This is a genomic window from Streptomyces sp. MAR4 CNX-425 (assembly GCF_048656465.1).
Classification (GTDB): domain Bacteria; phylum Actinomycetota; class Actinomycetes; order Streptomycetales; family Streptomycetaceae; genus Streptomyces.
Genome location: NZ_JBMDLF010000001.1, coordinates 763,583 through 783,995 on the forward strand (window position 1 = coordinate 763,583; position 20,413 = coordinate 783,995).

Sequence of the window (20,413 nt, forward strand, 5' to 3'; positions counted from 1 at the left end):
GCCGGGGCGCGGACGCTGGCGGGCATGACTGCACGCGGCTGGGTTCTCTTCCTCCTCATGGGCGTCATCTGGGGAGTCCCGTATCTGATGATCAAGGTGGCGGTGGACGCGGTGCCGCCGTCGGGGGTGGTCTTCGTACGGTGCGCGCTGGGCGCGCTCGTCCTGCTGCCGCTCGCGCTGCGCGGCGGCGGGCTGGTCCGTACCGTACGAACCCACTGGGCGCCGATGCTGGCGTTCGCCTGCATCGAGATCATCGGCCCGTGGTGGACCCTGACCGACGCCGAGCGGAAGCTGTCCAGCGCCATGGCCGGCCTGCTGATCGCCGCGGTGCCGACGATCGGCGTGATCCTCGCCCGGCTCCTCGGCGACGAGGAGCGCCTGGGCCGCCGCCGCTGGCTGGGCCTGGCGCTGGGGCTCGCCGGCGTCGCGGTGCTGGCGGCGCCGGAGCTGAGCGGCGGGTCGGCGTGGGCGATCACCGAGGTCATGCTCACCGCCCTCGGCTACGCCACCGCCCCGCTGATCATCGCCCGCCGGCTCAAGGACGTACCGACGCTCCAGCTCATCGCCCCCTGCCTGCTGCTGGCCGCCCTCGTCTACGCCCCCGCCGGCATCGCCTCCTGGCCCGACACGACCCCCTCGGGCAAGGTCCTGGCCTCCCTCGCCGGCCTCGGGGTGCTGTGCACGGCGCTGGCGTTCGTGGTCTTCCTGGAGCTGATCCGCGAGGTGGGCCCGACGCGCGCGGTGGTCTTCACGTACGTGAACCCGGCGGTGGCGGTCGCCGCGGGCGTCGCCTTCCTCGACGAGCCCCTGACCGGCTCGTTCGCCGCGGCCTTCGTCCTCATCCTGGCCGGCTCCTTCCTGGCCACCGCCGCCACCTCGCCACCGCGCGGCGACGGGGAGCCGGTCGCGGCGGCTACCATGGGCCCCACGGCGGACGAGCCGGCCGGGCGGTCGCGTCGATCCCACCCAGGGGTCGCCGAGGAACGTCCGGGCTCCACAGGGCAGGGTGGTGGGTAACACCCACCCGGGGTGACCCGCGGGACAGTGCCACAGAAAACAGACCGCCGGGGGCGGCCAGCCCCCGGTAAGGGTGAAACGGCGGTGTAAGAGACCACCAGCGCCCGGGGTGACCCGGGCGGCTAGGTAAACCCCACCCGGAGCAAGGTCAAGAGGGGCCACGGAAGCGGCCCTGCGCGGACGACCGAGGGCGGCCCGCCCGAGTCCGCGGGTAGACCGCACGAGGCCGGTGGCAACACCGGTCCCAGATGGATGACCGCCTCCCCGCGGACCGCAAGGCCCCCGGGAGACAGAACCCGGCGTACAGGCCGACTCGTCCGCCCCCACGGCCCCGACCTGGGCGTTTACCGGGGTCGGGGCTGTTTTCTCAAGACCATCGGCGCGGCCGTCCCGAAGGACCTTGACCTGCGTCTGTTCCTGGACGACTACGCCACCCACAGGACCGAACCGGTCAAGAAGTGGCTGCGCGACACCCGCGCTTCCACCTGTACTTCACCCCCGCCTCCGCGTCCTGGCTGAACCTCGTCGAGCGCTGGTTCGCCGAGCCGGCCTGCCGCAAACTCCGCTGCTCGGCCCACCGCAGCGTCACCGCACGTGAACGCGACATCCGCCGCTGGATCAACGAGTGGAACAAGGACCCCAAGCCGTTCGTATGGACCAGGACCGCCGTACGGTCACCGTCCTCGCCCTCGAACTCCTCGCGTTGGCGTGCATCTGCCGTCTCCTGGCCCAACCGCCCCTGAACCCGCGGTGTATGACTAGGCTGCTCCTCGCTCTCTCGCAGCGGGGGGGGGATCCCATCGACCCGATAAGGAGGCGACCTTGGCCATCCGTAAGTCGACCATGCAGGAGCAGGTTGCTCAGGCCATCGCGCAGATCAACCCGGGTGACCAGCCTGTGGTCACCATCCACACCATGACTGGTCCAAGCCCTTGGCTGATGAACAGCCTGGGCGTCCTCGGCCAGCTGCTCGTCAAGTACTACTTCGTGACGGTGACGAAGCAGGCCGTGGTGTTCCACAAGGCGGGGCGGGTCAGCAGCCGGCCCAAGGAGCTGGCGTTCACGGTGCCGCTGGCAGAAGCCGGCGGGCTCATCAGCGAGGTCAATCGCGGCGCGATGTGGAGTTCGTTCCGGTTCCAGATACCGGGGGAGGCGCAGCCGACCCGGCTCAACGTCGCCCGTTACTGGCGTTCCGAGATGGACCAGTTCATCGGGGCCCTCACCGGCCAGCGGCCTGCCGTCTGATCACCGGCAGGGCTCCGCTGTCCTGGGGCACAGGGATGGTGCAGTGGAGCCCTCCGACCCCGTCGTGGGGACGGGGGCGACAGCTGACGAGGACCTGCTCCTCGCCCCCGGAGGCGTGCAGGATCGCGAACCCAGGTGCAGTTCGCCGACGACCGGGTTCCACAGCTCGTAGCGGCCCGGCCCCTTGTCGCGTACGTCCTGACAGGCCCACGGCCCGCGGAAATCCTCGCTTTTTCATCGCAAGCCGCCCGATCGGTGAGGCCGGCAGCCGGGATCCAGCTACACAACCGCAGATCAGCCGCCTACTGGACACACCCCACGGTGTCTGTACGACCTGAGCGCACCTCACAATAGTTGCAGTTATAATAGGCGCAATTATACTTCTGAAGGGTGGGTGCTTCCATGGACAGACCCGCCGAGATGTTCGACCGCGGCTTCGAGTGGTCGGAACTGGCTCGCTTCGCAGCCCTGCCAGGATCCCGGGCCACCCTCGGCGTGGTCTCCGGACGGCGTCGCCAGGGCAAGACCTTCCTGCTCGACGCCCTCATCCGCGCGAGCGGCGGGTTCATGTTCACTGCCACGGAGACCACGGAAGCCGACGCCTTGCGTCAGTTCGGCGCGGCTCTCGCCCGCTATCGTGATCAGCCGACGCCTTTCCGTTTCGCCGACTGGGATGAGGCTGTCACCGAGCTCATGCGTATCGCGGACGGGGGCGGTCCCGTCACGGCGGTCATCGATGAGTTTCCCTTCGTCGCGAAGGCGTCCCCGGCTCTCCCTTCGATCATCCAGCGTGCCCTCGATCCGACGACCCAGCGCACCAATACCCCCGTACGGCTCTTGCTGTGCGGTTCCGCGCTGTCCTTCATGGGAGGGCTCCTCGCCGGAAACGCCCCGTTGCGCGGCCGCGCCGGCCTGGAGCTTGTCGTCCCCACTCTGGACTTCCGTCTCGCCGCCGAGTTCTGGGAGATCACCGATCCACGCACCGCGCTGCTCACCCACGCCATCGTCGGCGGTACTCCCGCCTATCGCCGCGAGTTCACCCAAGGCGACGCCCCCGTCGGCCCCGACGACTTCGACGCCTGGGTCGTCCGCGCAGTCCTCAATCCTGCCCGCCCGCTCTTCCGGGAAGCCCGCTATCTGCTCGCCGAAGAGCCAGAACTCCACGACACCGCCCTCTACCACTCGGTCCTGGCCGCCATCGCCGCCGGAAACACCGCTCGCGGCGGCATCGCCGACTACCTCGGCCGTAAGTCCACCGATCTCGCCCACCCGCTCAGCGTCCTTCAGGACGTCGGCATGATCACGCACGAGGCTGACGCCTTCCGCCGTAACCGCTCCGCCTACCGCATCGCCGAACCCCTCATCGCCTTCTACCACGCGGTCATGCGCCCTGCCTGGGGTGACCTGGAGCGCCCCGGACGCGCCGGTGCGGTGTGGCGCCGCGCCCAGTCCACGTTCCGCAGCAAAGTCGTCGGCCCGCACTTCGAGCAGGTCTGCCGCGAGTGGGCCCGTTGGCACGCCTCGGCCGAAACCCACGGCGGGGTGGCCACCGGAGTGGCGAGCGGCACCGTCAACGACCCCGCCGCGAAGACCAGTCACGAGGTCGACGTCGCCGTCCACGGCGAGACCGAAAGCGGCGGCGAGGGGCTTTTGGCCATCGGTGAAGTCAAGTGGAACGACGTCATGGGGCAAAGACATCTGGACCGCCTCCAGCGCATCCGCTCCCTGCTCATGGCACGCGGCACAGCTACCGACGCCACGAGACTGCACTGCTACAGCGCCGCCGGCTTCACCGACGACCTGCGTCTCCGCGCCGAAAGCGACCCCACCATCCAACTGATCGAGCCGCATCGCCTCTACCACGGCGACTGATCAACGCTCGGACCTCGTCACACTTGTGCACGGGATGTGTAACGCCGTCGCCGAAACACCGCACCTCTGCAGGTCAGAGCGCTACGTCCGCAAAGGAAACAGAACCCGTCGGCTGCCCGACCCGATGTACCGGGGGTTCGTTGGGCAGATCACTTCCCGGCTGTCCTGTGGAGTCCAGCCGGCCGCCCCTACCCGGGGCAGGAACTTCATCGTCGCGGACAGTGCCGCCGCGACGCACCGGGGCGCGTCCCCGCAGGCGCCTACGCCCCGGGGAGGCGGGAGAGGGCCTTGGGGGCCAGTTCCCGGGCGAGGGAGCACAGCCGCTCCTCCGGCAACTCACCGGCGACCCCCACGGAGACCACCTCGGTACGGCCCTTCGCGGTCGGCCCGCCCTCTGCGTACTCGACGTTCACCGTGCACGCCGGCAAGCTGGTCCCGAGCAGCCCGCTGTGCGTGGCGGCGCTGTACCTCATCGCCGCCGGGCGTCCCCCGACCGTGAGCGGACTTCCCTCCAGCGCATCGTCCACGTGCTGAAAGTAGACGGTGACATGTCGTTCGTCGATGCTCTTGCCGCCCCAGGAGCAGCTCTGGCCGGCGAATGCGGCATGCCGTTCGCCGGGGTCGATGTCCGGCAGGCGCGCCGCCTCGCGCTCCTTGATCAGCTCGCACGCGTCCTGGTTCGCCAGCGAGTCCGGAGCGTGGCGGGCGGAGGGAAGGTCGCCAGCCTTGAGGAGGCGGCTGACGTCACCGGCGGCGTTGTCGGCGATCCGGCAGGCGCGGGTGACCGACTCGTCTCCGTAGACGCCGATCCCCACCGCCGCGATCTGTTCCCGTACCACCACGTCCCGCGTGCAGTTGCTGCCGCTGAGCGCGTCGACGTCCTCGCTCTCGTAGACGGTGACGCCGTCGCGCAGCACGGACGTTGGCGCGGGGGCGCCCGCGGACACGTCACTGGGGCCGTCCTGCAGATCCACGAAGACCGAGACGGATTCCGCGTCCGGTGCGTTCACCTGGATGTCGCACTGGCCGTAGCTGATGCCCCTGTCGTATTCGACCTTTCCGTACTCCGCCAGCACGTCCTCGTTGATCAGCTTGCAGGGGTCGGCGCCCCGCAGTTCCTCGGGGGTGACGGAGAGCGAGACCGGGGCGGGCGTAGCCGATCTGGAAGGAGAGGGGGAAGAGGGAGAGGGCGACGGCCCCTGCGAGGGCTCCTCGCTCCCACCACACCCGGCGACGAACAGGCCCACGGCAAGTAACAGCACCGATCCGGCCGTACGGCGAGGGTGCCCGCCCCGGACACGCGGGTCAGGAGTGAATCGCGGCATCACGCCACGCTAGCGGCACCTCGCCGGGACCGGTCCCCACTTCCCCGGCCCCCGGGGACCCCACCGTTTGCTGATTCTCCGGAGCCGCGGCATTGCGTGGCCTATACATGGAAGCGGGGCCTGCGGAAACACCGGAGGGCCGGGCTGGACCCAGCCATGATCCAGCGGTGCCGGGCCCGCGATGACGCCGCCGACCGCGGCTCAAGCGAGATCCACTACCGCAGCGACCTGCTCGACGGCTGCCCCGCCGGCACCGGCCTCACCATCCACGGATCACCCTGACGCCCTCACACTTTCAAACTCAGTAAAAGCGCGGTCCCCAGCGGCGCGCTAATCCTGGTCTCAGGTTGATCGGGGACAATGAGCGGAAAAAGCATCGACTGGAAAGGGGCGGGCCGGCGTGCGAATCATGATCGCGGATGATGAAGCGGCCATCCGTGAGTCGCTGGAGCGGGTGCTCCAGGTCGAGGGTTACGACACCAGTACCGTCGCCAACGGTCTCGCCGTGCTCGACGGGGTCGGTGGGGCCGGCGGTGACACGCTGGATCTGCTGATTCTCGACGTGATGATGCCGCGCCTCGGCGGGTTGGAGACCTGCCGGCGGTTGCGGGCCGCGGGTCGGGATCTGCCGGTGCTGATGCTGACCGCCCGTGACCAGATCTCCGACCGGGTCACGGGGCTGGACGCGGGCGCCGACGACTACCTGCCCAAGCCGTTCGCCACGGAGGAGTTGCTGGCCCGGGTACGGGCCCTCCTGCGCCGGCGCACGCCGGCCGACGGGGAGTCGCAGATCCTGTCGTTCGCCGACGTCCGGCTCGATCCCGACAGGTTCGAGGCGTGGCGGGGCGCGCGGCCGCTGCGCCTGACCCGGACCGAGTTCTCCCTCCTCCAGGTCCTCGTGCGCAACGCGACCCGGGTCTTGACCCGCGACGCGCTGTTCGAGGCGATCTGGGGCTTCGACATGAGCGCCACCGCCAACAACCTCCAGGTATACGTGAGCTACCTGCGCCGCAAGCTGGAGGCCGAGGGTGAGCCGCGATTGATCTACACGCTGCGCGGCCTGGGATACACGTTGCGGGAGACTCCTCCGTGAGCAGGCCCGCCGGCCGGGAACCGCGTCGGCTGACCCGATGGTGGCGCCGGCGGTCCCTGCGGACCAGGCTGACGGTGATCGCGGCGACGGCCATCGGGGTCAGCGTGTTCGTGGCCTTCCAGGTGGCCAGCGAGCTACTGGCCTGGGAGTTGCAGGACACCGCCGAGAATCAGCTACGCGCCGACTCCCGCGTCCTGGCGACGAACGCGCAGCGCGCCGGTCTGGCGCAGGTCCAGCTGCCGCCGTATCCCGGATCCGGTCGGCTGGTGCGGGTCGTCCTGCCCGACGGCTCGACCCGGACGCCGGCCGGCCAACCCTCGCTGCCCCCCGTCAGCGAGCGCGCCGTGCGGGTGGCGCAGGGCGCGTCGGCCGACCTGATGGAGTCGAACGACAGCGACGAGGACGGCTACCTCATCTACACGCTGCGGGCGGGCGACGGCGCGGTCCAGGTGGCCCGCGTCGCCGACGACAGCCCGATCAACCGGTTCGGGTTGGGCATGCTGCTGATCGGGCTGCTCTGCGTGGTCGGCGGCGCCCTTGTCGGGCGGGCCGTGGCGCGGACCGGGCTGGCACCGATCGACCAGCTGACCGCCGCCGCGGTACGTGTCGCGCGCACCCGGGATCTCGACGCCGACATCCCGGATGAGGGCGGTGGGGAGATCCGGCGGCTGATCCAGTCGATCAACGACATGCTCGCCGCGCTCCGGGACTCCCGGCTGGCCCAGCGGCTGCTCGCCGAGGACGCCGCCCACGAGCTCAAGACCCCGCTCACCAGCCTGCGCCTCAACGTCGAGCTGCTGATCCGGCTCGATCGGCGCGGCACCCTGGCCAGCGCACTGCCGGCGGAGAGCCGGACCCGGCTGCTCAACGATCTCGGCGCCCAGGTGGCCGAGTTGAGTACCCTTACCGCCGAGCTGACCGACCTGGCGCGCGGTGACGTCAGCGACGAGAACACCGAGCTGCTCGACCTCGCCGACGTGGTGGTGGCCGCCGCGACCCGGGCGCGTTCCCGCGTGCCCGACATCGAGGTCGCGCTCGACGTGACCTCCGTGTGGGTGAGCGGGCGTCCCGCTGCGCTTCAGCGGGCGGTGCTCAACCTCGTCGACAACGCCGGCAAGTGGTCCCCCGCGGACCAGCCGGTCCAGGTCCGGCTCCGTGCCGAGGGCGCGTCGGCGGTGCTTGAGGTCGACGACGCCGGGCCCGGCATCGACGCCGCCGACGTACCCCGGGTGTTCGACCGGTTCTACCGTGCCGACAGTGCCCGGGCGTTGCCGGGATCCGGTCTGGGGCTGTCGATCGTGCAGCGGGTCGTCGACGCCCACGGCGGCCGGGTCACCGTCGCCCGCTCCGCACGCGGTGGCGCGCTGCTTCGGGTCGACCTTCCGGCCGCGGCCCCGCCCGCCCCGCTCGCGCGGCACACCGCAGGCGAGGACACCCCGGTGCCCTGACCACACCGACGGCGCGGCGCAGGACCAGAGGGCGGCGACCGTCGGGCCCATGAAAAGATCCGGGACGGGCCTGGGGCCCCGTCCCGGATCTCGTCCGTGCCGCCGCGCTCACCGTTGCAGCGCGGGCTCCTCGTCGTCGGCGAGCTGCTGTCGACCGTTCGGCAGCTCCGCCGCCGGGCGGGACAGCCGGCTCGGCCACCAGATCCGCCGGCCGATCAGCAGGGTGAGGGCGGGCACCAGGACCGACCGCACCAGCAGGGCGTCGAGCAGCACGCCGAAGGCCACCAGGAACCCGACCTCGACCAGCATCACCAGCGGAAGCGTGACGAGGACCCCGAACGTGGCCGCCAGGACCAGGCCGGCCGAGGTGATGACGCCACCGGTGGCCGAGAGGGCTTTGAGCATGCCCTCCCTGGTGCCGAGACGCACGGTCTCCTCCCGGGCCCGGCTGGTCAGGAAGATGTTGTAGTCGACGCCGAGCGCCACCAGGAACAGGAATGCCAGCAGCGGCACCGAATAGTCGACGCCCTTGAACCCGAGGATCGTGTCGAAGACGAACACGCTGCCGCCGAAGGCCGCGGCGAAGGAGACGATCACGGTGGCCATCAGGAGCAGCGGGGCCAGGATCGCTCGGAGCAGCAGCCCGAGGACGATCAGGACGACGACGAGCACCAGCGGGATCACCAGCTTCTCGTCGCGCCTGGTGGTCACCTCGGTGTCGAGGTTCTCCGCACTCGGCCCGCCGACGATCGCCTCCGCCCCGCTCACCGCGTGCACGGCGGTGCGCACCCGCTTGATCGTGTCGTACTCCGCGGTGGTGTCCGGCGCGTCCTTCGGGACCACGGAGATGGTGGCCCAGCCACCGCTGGTCTGCTCCGGTATGGCCATGGCCACACCGCGCGTGTCCTTGACGACGTCGAGCACCCGCTCCTGGTGCGCCGGCCGCGTGAAGACCTCCATCGGCTGGCCGCCGAGCTCCGGGAAGTGCTGGCGGAGAACCGTGAAGCCGGTGACCGACTCCGGCGCGGACAGGAACTGGTCCTGCTCCCGCAGGGCGCCGGTGTTGCCCGCCAGCCCGAGGGCGAGCACGCCGAGAACTCCGAGCGAGCCGAGCGCCGCCACCCACCGGCGGCGGCTGATGGCGGCGCCGAGCCGTCCCCACAGCCCCGGCTTCTCCTCCACGGCCGTGCTGAACCGCGGGATGGCCGGCCAGAAGATCCGCCTGCCGAGCACCACGAGCACCGCCGGGAACAGCGTCAGCATGGCCACCAGCGCGCACAGGATGCCGGCCGCACCGATCGGGCCCAACCCGCTGGTGCTGTTCAGGTCCGCGACGAGCAGGCAGAGCAGGCCGGCGACCACGGTGGCCGCGGACGCGACGATGGCCGGCGCCGCGCTGCGCAGCGCGTGGACCATCGCGACCCGGACGTTCTCATGGTGGTGCAGTGCCTCCCGGTATCGAGCGATAAGCAACAGCGCGTAGTCCGTGCCGACGCCGAACACCAGGATCGTCAGCAGCGCCGAGTTCTGGTCGTTGACCACGATGCCGAAGCCCTTGACGAGCAGGTAGACGGTCCCCATCGAGGTCAGTGCGGCCGCGCCGACGGCCACCAGCGGGATGAGCCACAACACCGGGCTGCGGTAGGTGAGGATGAGCAGGAGTGTGACGACGACGATGGTGGTGAGGAGGACCTGCACGTCGATGCCGTCGAAGACGGCATCCATGTCGCCGTCGATCGCGCCCGGGCCGGTCACGTCCAGTTCCAGACCGGAGGGGCGGTCCTTCGCGGCGTCCCGCAACGGGCCGACGATCTCCTCCGGTGGGCCGTGGGCCGTGCTCACATCGAGGGTGAACGTCATCGCCTTGCGGTCGGTGGAGAGGCTCGTCGGTGAGCCCTCGTCGTCCTCGCCGGCCGCCTCCGTCGCCTTCGGCGGGTACCGCTTGGCAAGGGTGTCGTAGTGGCGCTCGACCGTCGCGCGGTCGGCGGCGGTCAAGCCGCCGGCACGGTGGTACACGAAGACGAACGTGCTGTCCTCACCGCCGGGGAGACTGTCGTCCAGCGCCGCCACCTTGGTGGACTCGGCACCGGCCGGCAGCGTGTCCACGGCGCTGTCGGTGGTGACCGAGCTCAACTTTCCACTCAGCGGCACCATGCCCGCCGCCAGCACCAACCACAAGCCGATCACCAACCACGGCACCCACCGGCCCGCCAACCGACCGGCCGGCGTTTCCCCGGACGGCGCTGCGTTGACTGCCATCACTAGCCTCCTACATACGGATTACATCGCTTATCTGATGGCTACTTCCTAACGAGCGAACCTGAGACAACCGTTAGAGCCTGTGAAGTAACCGGCGTCCGTTGCAGATGGCTTTCTGTCTGCCGATGAGACCACCGACTGGTTCCGCGCGCGGACGGGCAACAGCGAGCTGAACGGTGACGACTTCCGCGTATTCGGCCAGGACGGCACCGGCGGGAACGCAGCGTTCTGGCTGGTCCGTCCACGTCAAGAGCTGGTGGAGCAGCCCGTTGTCTTTCTGGGCTCCGAAGGAGAGACGGGCGTTGTCGCTCGCGACCTGGGCGCCTTCCTGTGGCTGCTGGCAATTCACTCCGGGCCGCCGCGCGCCGGCGGCGGCGATCATCGCGCAGGCCACACGAGAGTTTCCCGACTTCGACGACACCATCATGAAGCTTTGCCGTTAAACCCGGCCCAATGCCCTCGCCAGGACGGGTGGCGAGGGCATCTGACGGGTGTCAGCGGTGACGACTGCGCTCTTCGGGCTTCGTGGCCTGGTGTGGCCAGAGGGTGTGGCGTGGCGGACATGGACGCCGTTCCGCTGAGGGTGCTTCGGCTGCGCGCCAGTTGTGTCCGCCTGTTCGGTTGAGCGGTGATGCGCCGGTCGCGGACCTCCAGGTGGGGTCGGCGAGGATCCGGTCAGCGTGGTCGGGCACCACCTCCACGATGGACGGCCGTCGGACGAGGGCGTGACCGGTCCCGTCCGGTCGGCGGCCTGGGCCGTGTGGATCGGCAGGAAGCGCCCGCCGCGGAGCAGGGCGGCGAGGCTCAGCCGGCCCTGGGCGGTCTACGCGGGCGCGGTTGGCCGCCGGTTCTGCCGTACGTGTCGCGAGTGTTGACGCGCGGGCGGGGAGGCGCCATCCTCGGCTGACGAAATACCGTAGAGCGTTCGGTATTTCGTATGGCAAGTGTCGCGCGACTGGCCCGATCGGGACCCCACAACGGCGCGGCGGCGGCAACGGTGTCGAACCGGTTCGACACCGATCGGTGACGCCGTCGAACCGGTTCGAAGAAGAACACCCGACGACCCACAGGAGCAACGATGGTGCAAGTGAGAGCAGCACGGGCACGACCCGGCCTGCGCACGGCGCTGGTCGCCGCCGCCGGGACCCTTCTGCTGGCCGCGGGCCCCCTGGGGCCGGCCGTCGCCGCCGACACCCCCGAGGCCGCGGGCGAGATGGGCATCGACCTCGCCGCGGGCACCGGCGCGTTCCACGGCGGCGCCGCCGGCACCCTCTACGGCGTCTACGGCCAGGACGTCCCGACGAACAACCTCATCGAGGGCATGAACCTGCGGACCGTCTCCACGAAGGCCCAGGACGGACCGCAGCACCCGGGCGCGGACGCGCTCGACGTGGTCAAGCCGCTCGCGGACTCCACCGACGGCGACGTGTACATCTACATGACCGACATCCACCGGGGCTTTCCCTACCAGTGGGAGGGCGACACCCCGCAGGAGAAGGTGCGGATCTACCGGGAGAAGATCGCCAAGCAGGTCGACCAGGTCCTCCGGCTGCCCGAGGAGTACCGGGACAACATCGTCTTCGTGCCGTTCAACGAGCCCGAGGGCAACATGTTCGGCACCGGCGAGTGGAGTTACGACGGCGTCAGCTGGCGTGACGACCCGACCGCCTACTTCGCCACCTGGGACGACTTCTACCGGCTGATCAAGGGGAAGATTCCGGACGCCCGTATCGCGGGGCCCAACACCAGCGTCCTCTACGACGAGGTCCGGGGCTTCCTGCGGCACACCATCGAGGCGGACACCGTCCCGGACGTCGTCACCTGGCACGAGCTGAGCCACCCCGAGCAGGTGCGCACGAGCGTCGCGAAGTACCGCGCCTGGGAGCGGGAGATATTCGCCGGCACGCCGTACGAGGACAGGACGCCGCTGCCGGTCAACGTCAACGAGTACGCCTTCAACTACCACACCTCCGTCCCGGGCCAGATGATCCAGTGGATCTCCGCGATCGAGGAGTCGAAGGTCGACGCCGACATGGCGTACTGGAACATCGACGGCAACCTCTCCGACTCGGCCGTCCAGTCGAACCGCGGCAACGGCCAGTGGTGGCTGTTCAACGCCTACGGCGCCATGTCCGGGCACACCGTCGAGGTCACCCCGCCGTCGCCCGGCGAGAACTACACGATGCAGGGCGTCGCCACCCTCGACCGGGAGAAGCGGCAGGCCCGGGCGCTGTTCGGCGGCTCGGACGGTACGGGCCTCATCCGCTTCGACAACGTGCCCGCCGACGTCTTCGGCGACACCGTGCACGCCTGGGTCCGGGAGATCCCGTGGACCGGCCAGGTCGGCGACTCCGACCGGCCGGACGTCGTCGCCGAGGCCGATCTGGAGGTCGCGGACGGCTCGGTCGCGTTCGACTTCGGCGGGGACCTGCCGGAGCTGAAGGAGTCGTCCGCGTACGAGATCGTCCTCACCCCGGGCGGCGGCGACGGACCGGCCACGCCCTCGCGCACCCTCTGGCAGGGCAGCTACGAGGCCGAGGACGCCGCGCACACCGGCACCGGCTACAGCCTGAACGGGCCCGAGGGGTCGCCGGAGGACGTGTCCAAGTTCTACACCTCCGGCGGATACGACGTCGGGGGCCTGCGCACCGGATCGGACGTCCGGCTCGACTTCACCGTCGACGTGCCCGAGGACGGCACGTACGACCTGAGTGTCTTCGCCAACTCCCTCAACACCTACGGCCTCGTACGGGAACAGGGGCCGACGAACGTGTTCCTGCGCGTCGACGGGGCGGCGGAGCAGGAGTTGCACCTGCCGCTCGGGTACAAGTGGGTGGTCTGGGACCACGCCGACACCACCGTCGAGCTGACCGAGGGCGAGCACACCCTGTCCCTCGCCGCGCAGAGCCTCGACGGCACGAGGGCCACCAAGGGCGACGCGATCATCGACCGCATCACCCTCTCCCGGCCCGCCCCCGAGGCCGACCGGGCGGTCTACGAGGGCGAGCTGGCCGCCTTCGACGGCGGCGGCCCCGTCTACGACGTGCCGCAGGGCGGCGGCACCTCCGGCTCCGGCGCGGCGCGGCTCGCCGCGGGCGAGCGCGCGACCTTCTGGGTCTACTCGCAGGCCGACGCCGAGGCCACCCTCGACGTCACGGCCCTGGGCGGCGGGCGGTCCCGCCTCGCCGTCAACGGGCAGGACGTGCGGGACGTGACGTCGGCGTCGGGCGAGGCGGCCGTCTCCCTCTCCGGCGGGGTCAACAAGGTCACCGTCACCGGCACCGCCGGCGCCACACTCGTCGACCGCCTCACCGTCACCCCGGGCACCGGAGCGCTGCCGCCGCGGGAGTACCAGGCGGAGGACGCGGAGCTGGCCGGCACCGCCGCGGCGGCCGGGCTCTCCCTCGCCGACGGCGGCGAGGCGGTGCGGGGCGTCGGCGGCGAGCCGGGCAACGGCAACACCGCCACCTTCCACGTCACCGCCGACGAAGCCGGCCTGTACGCCATGCGCGTCCGGTACGCCAACCCGGAGCAGTCCGAGGCCACGCACTACAACCCCGACCCGCTCGTCCGGCACGCCGACGTGTCCGTCAACGGCGGCGAGGCGCGGCGCGTGACGTTCCCGCACTCGTTCCACGAGAACAACTTCTGGGAGCTGACCGTGCCGGTACGGCTGGAGCAGGGCGACAACGCGCTCTCCTTCCGCTCCGAGGAGCTGCCGAACTTCGACGGCGAGTCGTACGCCTCCGACACCTGGCCGGGCATCCTGCTGCGCTCGCCCTACGCACCCGTGCTCGACAAGATCACCCTCGCGCCGTTCGCGGCCGAGCGGCCGTAACCCGCGGAACCCGCGGAACCCGCACAACCACGCAGCAAGGGAGTCCGAGTGGTCACGATCGGCGACATCGCTCACGCCGCCGGCGTATCCCGCAGCACCGCCTCGTACGCGCTGTCCGGCAAGCGGTCCATCTCCGCGGCGGTCCGGCAGCGGGTGGCCGACGCGGCGCGGGAGCTGGGCTACACGCCCAACGCCGGCGCGCGGGCGCTCGCCACCGCGGAGACGATGGTCATCGGGCTGCTCGCCCAGTTCTACGAGGACGAGTTCGCCCCGGCCATGCTCCAGTACATGCTGGGCGTCTCCGACACGGCCCGCGAGCTGGGGTACGACACCCTGCTCGTCACCGAGGCGGACGGGGCCCGGGCGCTGCGCCGGATCACGGACTCCCGCATGGTCGACGGCGTCGTCCTGCTCAACGTCGCGCAGGACGACGCCCGGCTGCCGCTGCTGCGCGCCGCGCCCCAGCCCGGCGCGCTCGTCGGGCTGCCCGGCGACCCGTCCGGTGTCGACGTCTTCGACCTCGACTTCGAGGCCGCCGGGCGGGCGATGGTCGACCACATGCACCGGCTGCGCCACCGCGAGCTGATCCTCGTCTCGCAGCCGGAGCACGTCGTCGAGCGGGGCGGCGCGTACGTGTGGCGATTGCAGGACGCGGTGGTGCAGCAGGCGCGGGCCCGCGGGATCCGGCTGCACGCGGCCTTCGGGCCCTCCCGCCAGCCCGACGTCGGCCGGCACCTGCACGCGCTGCTCGACGCCCGTCCGGCCGCGACCGGGCTGCTGCTCAACAACGAGGCCGCCGCCGCGGCACTGCCGTCCGTCATGCATGCGCGCGGGCTGGAGGCGCCGCGGGACCTGTCGGTCGTCGGCCGTTACTCCGACGAGTTCGCCCGCACCTTCTCGCTGCCGTTCTCGTCCGTCGAGTCCGCCCCCGACCTGCTGGGCGGGATGGCCGTACGCCACCTCGTCCGCCGGATCACCGACCCCGTGGCCCGGCACGAGCCGCACGTGCTGCGGCTCGTGCCGCCCGAGTTCGTCGACCGGGGCAGCACCGGCGCGCCCCCCGCCGGCCCCCGCACACCACCAGATCCGCCTGGCCAAGGAGGAAGACCGTGATATCCCTGTCCACCCCGGTCCGTGCAGCCGGCGTCCTGGGCGCCGCGCTCCTCGTCATGACGGCGCCGGCCGCGTGCTCGTCGAACACCGGCGGCACCGGCGGCGACCGGTCCGCCGACACCTTCACGTGGTGGGACCCCTACCCGCAGCACGACAAGGGGTCCGACTGGGCGAAGCGGGTGGCCGCGTGCGGTGACGAGGCCGGCGTGACCATCAAGCGCACCGCGTACGACACCACCGCCCTGACGAACCAGGCACTGCTCGCGGCCCAGGAGGGCACGGCGCCGGACGTCATCCTGATCGACAACCCGGCCGTCTCCACCCTCGCCGACACCGGGATGCTCACCACGATGGACGAGTTCGGCCTCGACACCGCGGGCGTGGACGAGAACCTGCTCGCGGCGGGTGTCGTCGACGGCAAGGCGTACGGCATCCCGATCGGCGCCAACACGCTCGGCCTCTACTACAACGAGGACGTCCTCGACGACGCCGGCGTCGACCCCGCCTCGATCACGGACTGGGACGCGCTCACCGCCGCGCTGAAGAAGGTCACCGACGCCGGGCACAAGGGCATCACCTTCGCCGGCACCAACACCGAGGAGGGCTCCTTCCAGTTCCTGCCCTGGTTCTGGGGCGCGGGCGCGGACCTGCGCGCGCTCGACTCGCCCGAGGCCGTCTCGGCGCTGGAGCTGTGGACCGGGTGGCTGGAGAAGGGCTACGCGCCCGACTCGGTGATCAACAACTCCCAGAACACCACCTGGGAGGAGTTCCTCACGGGCGACTTCGGCTTCGGCGTGAACGGCACCTGGCAGGTCGACAGCGCCGCGGAGGCGGACTTCCCGACCGGCGTCGTGCAGATACCCGGCAGGGACGGCGGCGTGGCACCGACGCCGACCGGAGGCGAGTTCATCACCGCCCCCGTGCAGGACGACACGTCCCGGTACGACGTCACCCAGCAGATCGTCGAGTGCATGACCACCCCCGCGGGCATGGTGCAGACGGCGACGGCCTTCGCGTACTACATCCCGCCGACGAAGGCGGGGCAGGAGCAACTGCTCAAGGAGAACGCCGGTCTCCAGCCGTGGGTCGAGGCGGTACGCACCGCCCGCGGCCGTACCGGCGACAACCTCGGCACCGACTACCCGAAGATCTCCGAGCCGCTGTGGACCGCCGTGCAGAACGCCCTCAGCGGAGCCGCGAGCCCCGCGGACGCGCTGCGCGAGGCGCAGGCCACCGCCGAGGACGAGGCCGGCTGACGCCGCCCGGGGAGTCGCACCCATGAAGACCACCACCCCGGCCACGCCACGGGCCGCGGACCCGGGCGGCGCGGCGGCGGCCGGACCGGGGAAGCCGCCCGCCGGCCGCCGCCCGCGGGTCCGCGGGCGCTCGACCCAGTGGGCCGCGTTCGCGTTCCTCGTCCCGCTCCTCGCGTACCTGCTGGCCTTCTACGCCTATCCGCTCTACCGCAACGTCGACCTCAGCCTGCACGACTACACCGTCCGCTCCTTCGTGCAGGGCGGCGCCGAGTTCACCGGCCTCGCCAACTACCGCGACGTGGTCGGCGCCGACGCCTTCGGCACCGCGCTGCGCAACACGCTCGTCTTCACCTTCGTCTCGATCGCCGCGCAGTACGCCCTCGGCCTGGCGCTCGCCGTCTTCTTCCGCAACAACTTCCGGCTGTCCGGGCTGCTGCGCGGCATGTTCCTGATCCCGTGGCTGCTGCCGCTGATCGTCTCGGGCTCCACCTGGGCCTGGATGCTCAACAGCGACAACGGGATCGTCAACGCCGCCCTGGAGGCGTTCGGCATCGGGCAGGTCAACTGGCTGACCGACCCCGGCTGGGCGCTGACCTCCGTGATCGTCGCCAACATCTGGCTCGGCATCCCGTTCAACCTCGTCATCCTCTACTCCGGGTTGCAGAACATCCCGGACGAGCTGTACGAGGCCGCCGCGCTGGACGGCGCGAACGCCTGGCAGCAGTTCTGGCGGGTGACCCTGCCGATGCTGCGCCCGGTCTCCGCGATCACCCTGCTGCTCGGCCTCGTCTACACGCTCAAGGTCGTCGACGTCATCTGGATCATGACGACCGGCGGACCCGGCACCTCCTCGACCACGCTCGCCGTCTGGTCCTACCGCGAGGCGTTCGGCACCGGCCTGCCGGACTTCTCGCCCGCGGCCACCCTCGGCAACCTGCTCATCCTCATGGCCCTGGCCTTCGGCCTCCTCTACCTCCGCCTCCAGCGTCGACAGGAGCGCTCATGACGACGGCGTACCGGGTGCGGGCGCGCCGCCGGGCACGGTGGCGGACTGCCCTCGGGGTCCTCTTCACCGCGGTGATGCTCTTCCCCGTCTACTGGATGGTCAACGTCTCCCTGACCAGGACCGGCGACATGCGGGCCGACCCGCCGCACTGGTTCCCGTGGGACCCGACGTTCGAGGGCTACGCCGACGTGCTGCGCGACCAGCTGCCGGCGCTGGCGACCAGCCTCGGCATCGGTCTCGGCTGCGTGGCGCTCACCCTCGCCGTCGCCGCCCCGGCCGCGTACTCGCTCGCCAAGCTGCGCCCGCGCGGCGCGACCGGCCTGTCCTTCGTGCTGCTGGCCGCGCAGATGATCCCCAGCGTGGTCATGGCGATCGGCTTCTACGCCGTCTACGTGCGGCTCGGCTGGCTCAACTCCGTCTGGGGCCTGATCCTCGCCGACTCCACCATCGCCGTGCCCTTCGGCGTCATGGTGCTGACCGCCTTCATGTCCGGCATCCCGCGGGAGCTGATGCACGCCGCGAAGATCGACGGGGCCGGCGCCTGGCGCACCTTCGTCTCCGTGGTCCTGCCGCTGAGCCGCAACGCCGCGCTGACCGTGTCGCTGTTCGCGTTCCTGTGGGCGTGGTCGGACTTCATCTTCGCCTCCACCCTCAGCCGCAACGCCGACGCCATCCCCATCACCCTCGGCATCTACTCCTACATCGGCAACAACACGACCGAGTGGAACTCGATCATGGCGACCGCCGTCGTCGCGTCCGTGCCCGCGGCCGTGCTGCTCGTCGTCGCCCAGCGCTTCGTCGCCGGCGGGGTCACCGCGGGCGCCGTCAAGGACTGACTGAGAGGAACCAGGCTGTGAGCAACCCGGCTGTGAGGAGCCCCCGTCCATGGTGAGCTTCCGACCGACCGCGACCGGCATGGAGATCCGCCACCGGCACGAGGTGCTGACCGTCCAGGCGTGGGGCGCCGACAGCGTCCGCGTACGGGCGGCGCAGTTCCGGCTCCCGGCCCAGAGCCACGGCGCGCTGACCGAGCCGCCGCCGTCCGGCCGCCCCCGCGTCAGCGTCGACGGGGACGGCGACCGCGCCGTCCTCGTCCACGGCGAGCTGACCGTCACGGCCGGGTTCGACCGCCGCGCCGCGTACCCCGAGCCGCTGCTCACGTTCTCCCGCACGAGCACCGGCGCCGAGCTGCTGGCCGAGAGCCGCGAGCACTTCTGGCTGCCCGGCGCCCGCGTCTTCCGCGGCGACGGCGGCGGTGGTGGCGGGGGCGCGTACGAGATCCACCAGCAGTTCGCCGCGTACGACGGTGAACGGCTCTACGGCATGGGCCAGCGGACCCACGGCCGCCTCGACCTCAAGGGCCTGGCCCTCGATCTCGTGCACCGCAACGCCGAGGTGTCCATTCCGTTCGTGCTCTCCAGCCGCGGCTACGGGCTGCTGTGGAACCTGCCCGCCGTGGGCCGCGCCGAGTTCGCGGAGAACGCGACCCGCTGGCAGGCCGACCGGGCCCGGGAGATCGACTACTGGCTCACCGCGGCGCCGACGCCCGCCGGGATCCTCGAACGGTACGCCGACGCCACCGGCCGCCCGCCCGAGCTGCCGCGCTGGGCGTCCGGCTTCTGGCAGTCCAAGCTGCGCTACCGCAACCAGGACGAGCTGCTCGCCGTCGCCCGTGAGCACCGCCGCCGCGGCCTGCCGCTGTCCGTCGTCGTCGCCGATTACTTCCACTGGACCGCGATGGGCGACTACCGCTTCGACCCGGCCGAGTGGCCCGACCCCGCGGCGATGGTCGAGGAGCTGGCCGAACAGGGCGTGGAGCTGATGGTCTCGATCTGGCCCACCGTCTCGCCGCTCGCCGCCGCCTACCCCGACTACCGCGACCGCGGCCTGCTCGCGGGCACCGCGCGGGGCGTGGAGTGCCACCAGACCATCCAGGACAAGGGCATGGCCGCGCCGATGCCCGTGGCCTTCTACGACCCGACGAACCCCGAGACGCGGGCGTACGTGTGGGAACAGGTCCGGCGCGGCTACCGCGACCTCGGCGTCCGGGTCTTCTGGCTGGACGCCTGCGAGCCCGAGCTGAACCCGGCGCAGCCGGAGAACCTCGCTTTGTACGCCGGGCCGGGCGCGGAGACCGCCGGGATCTACCCGCGCGACAACGCCCGCCTGTTCGCCGAGGGCATGGCGGCCGACTCTGCCTGGCCGACCCTGCTGCTGTGCCGCTCCGCGTGGGCGGGCGCGCAGAAGTACGGTGCCGCGCTGTGGTCCGGCGACATCCCCGCCACCTGGGCCTCGCTGCGGCAGCAGATACGCGCCGGCCTCGCCGTCGCGCTCTCCGGCATCCCGTGGTGGACCACCGACATCGGCGGCTTCCACGGCGGCGACGCCCGCGACCCGGCGTACCGGGAGCTGGTGATCCGCTGGTTCCAGTTCGGCGTCTTCTGCCCGCTGTTCCGGCTGCACGGCGACCGCGAACCGCGCACGCCCACCTCGTACGCGCAGACCGGCGGCCCCAACGAGGTCTGGTCCTACGGCGAGGAGGCGTACGGGATCATCGCCGGGCTGCTGCACCTGCGCGAGCGGCTGCGCCCGTACCTGCACGAGCAGGCGGCCGTCGCCGCCCGCACCGGGCTGCCCCCCATGCGGCCGCTCTTCGTCGACTTCCCCGACGACCCGCGCGCGTGGTCGGTCGACGACGCCTTCCTCTTCGGCCCGGACGTCCTCGTCGCGCCGGTGGCCGAGGCGGGGCGGCGCGCCCGGGACGTGTACCTGCCGGCCGGTACCCGCTGGGTCTGCGCCGCCACCGGCGAGACGTACGAGGGCGGCGGCACGGTCACCGCCGACGCCCCCCTCGACCGGATCCCCGTCTTCACCCGCGAGGGCGCCGACGTGCCGCTGGGCGCGGGTACGGGCGCGGGCGGCTCGGCGGCGACCCCGTGAA

Annotated in this window: 13 protein-coding genes, 1 other RNA gene and 4 pseudogenes; 15 read left to right on the plus strand and 3 right to left on the minus strand. The window is 71.2% G+C overall.

What is annotated here, in order from left to right:
* Positions 1–87: 87 nt before the first annotated feature.
* From ACHZ99_RS03310 to ACHZ99_RS03325, 4 genes and pseudogenes are all read left to right on the plus strand, one after another.
* Positions 88–804 (plus strand): annotated as a pseudogene (locus ACHZ99_RS03310) (DMT family transporter); the annotation flags it as partial.
* Between the two features lie 131 nt (positions 805–935).
* Positions 936–1,337: RNase P RNA component class A (gene rnpB / locus ACHZ99_RS03315), an RNA gene on the plus strand.
* A gap of 43 nt (positions 1,338–1,380) precedes the next feature.
* Positions 1,381–1,760: pseudogene (locus tag ACHZ99_RS03320) on the plus strand (transposase); the annotation flags it as partial.
* Positions 1,761–1,839: 79 nt separating this feature from the next.
* Positions 1,840–2,262, plus strand: a complete 423-nt coding sequence (locus ACHZ99_RS03325) for a hypothetical protein (protein ID WP_420302773.1) — start codon at positions 1,840–1,842, stop codon at positions 2,260–2,262.
* On the opposite strand, the pseudogene ACHZ99_RS03330 reads toward ACHZ99_RS03325, so the two are convergent.
* Positions 2,263–2,481: pseudogene (locus ACHZ99_RS03330) on the minus strand (hypothetical protein); the annotation flags it as partial.
* A 183-nt stretch (positions 2,482–2,664) separates the two neighbouring features.
* On the opposite strand from ACHZ99_RS03330, the gene ACHZ99_RS03335 reads away from it, so the two are divergent.
* On the plus strand, positions 2,665–4,134 hold the full coding sequence (locus ACHZ99_RS03335) for an AAA family ATPase (RefSeq protein WP_420302774.1): 1,470 nt from the start codon (positions 2,665–2,667) through the stop codon (positions 4,132–4,134).
* Positions 4,135–4,394: 260 nt separating this feature from the next.
* Here ACHZ99_RS03335 and ACHZ99_RS03340 read toward each other — a convergent pair whose 3' ends face one another.
* A complete protein-coding gene (locus tag ACHZ99_RS03340) occupies positions 4,395–5,396 on the minus strand; it encodes a DUF3558 family protein (protein ID WP_420302775.1) in 1,002 nt (333 codons plus the stop codon).
* 219 nt (positions 5,397–5,615) lie between these two features.
* Here ACHZ99_RS03340 and ACHZ99_RS03345 point away from each other — a divergent pair, with 219 nt between their 5' ends.
* The 3 genes from ACHZ99_RS03345 to ACHZ99_RS03355 all read left to right on the plus strand — a co-directional run bounded on the left by ACHZ99_RS03345 (position 5,616) and on the right by ACHZ99_RS03355 (position 8,000).
* Positions 5,616–5,741 (plus strand): hypothetical protein, encoded by a 126-nt coding sequence (locus tag ACHZ99_RS03345; RefSeq protein ID WP_420302776.1) that lies wholly within the window; start codon positions 5,616–5,618, stop codon positions 5,739–5,741.
* A gap of 118 nt (positions 5,742–5,859) precedes the next feature.
* On the plus strand, positions 5,860–6,552 hold the full coding sequence (locus tag ACHZ99_RS03350) for a response regulator transcription factor (protein WP_420302777.1): 693 nt from the start codon (positions 5,860–5,862) through the stop codon (positions 6,550–6,552).
* Entirely contained in the window at positions 6,549–8,000 is a 1,452-nt protein-coding gene (locus tag ACHZ99_RS03355) for an ATP-binding protein (RefSeq protein WP_420302778.1), read from the plus strand. The genes ACHZ99_RS03350 and ACHZ99_RS03355 overlap by 4 nt, the downstream gene beginning before the upstream one ends.
* Before the next feature lie 108 nt (positions 8,001–8,108).
* Here ACHZ99_RS03355 and ACHZ99_RS03360 read toward each other — a convergent pair whose 3' ends face one another.
* On the minus strand, positions 8,109–10,259 hold the full coding sequence (locus ACHZ99_RS03360; protein WP_420302779.1) for an MMPL family transporter: 2,151 nt from the start codon (positions 10,257–10,259) through the stop codon (positions 8,109–8,111).
* Positions 10,260–10,371: 112 nt separating this feature from the next.
* Between ACHZ99_RS03360 and ACHZ99_RS03365 the strand changes: the two are divergent.
* The 7 genes and pseudogenes from ACHZ99_RS03365 to ACHZ99_RS03395 all read left to right on the plus strand — a co-directional run.
* Positions 10,372–10,702 (plus strand): annotated as a pseudogene (locus tag ACHZ99_RS03365) (SMI1/KNR4 family protein); the annotation flags it as partial.
* A 635-nt stretch (positions 10,703–11,337) separates the two neighbouring features.
* Positions 11,338–14,097 (plus strand): cellulosome protein, encoded by a 2,760-nt coding sequence (locus ACHZ99_RS03370; RefSeq protein ID WP_420302780.1) that lies wholly within the window; start codon positions 11,338–11,340, stop codon positions 14,095–14,097.
* A 48-nt stretch (positions 14,098–14,145) separates the two neighbouring features.
* On the plus strand, positions 14,146–15,210 hold the full coding sequence (locus ACHZ99_RS03375; RefSeq protein ID WP_420302781.1) for a LacI family DNA-binding transcriptional regulator: 1,065 nt from the start codon (positions 14,146–14,148) through the stop codon (positions 15,208–15,210).
* A complete protein-coding gene (locus ACHZ99_RS03380) occupies positions 15,207–16,466 on the plus strand; it encodes a sugar ABC transporter substrate-binding protein (RefSeq protein WP_420302782.1) in 1,260 nt (419 codons plus the stop codon). Before ACHZ99_RS03375 ends, ACHZ99_RS03380 begins: the two co-directional genes overlap by 4 nt.
* Before the next feature lie 22 nt (positions 16,467–16,488).
* Positions 16,489–17,472, plus strand: coding sequence for a carbohydrate ABC transporter permease (locus tag ACHZ99_RS03385; protein ID WP_420302783.1), 984 nt, complete (start codon positions 16,489–16,491; stop codon positions 17,470–17,472).
* A complete protein-coding gene (locus ACHZ99_RS03390) occupies positions 17,469–18,308 on the plus strand; it encodes a carbohydrate ABC transporter permease (RefSeq protein ID WP_420302784.1) in 840 nt (279 codons plus the stop codon). The genes ACHZ99_RS03385 and ACHZ99_RS03390 overlap by 4 nt, the downstream gene beginning before the upstream one ends.
* A 49-nt stretch (positions 18,309–18,357) precedes the next feature.
* The gene (locus ACHZ99_RS03395) at positions 18,358–20,412 is read left to right on the plus strand and encodes a TIM-barrel domain-containing protein (RefSeq protein ID WP_420302785.1); all 2,055 of its coding nucleotides are present in this window, start codon (positions 18,358–18,360) and stop codon (positions 20,410–20,412) included.
* The last annotated feature ends 1 nt before the right edge of the window (position 20,413 follow it).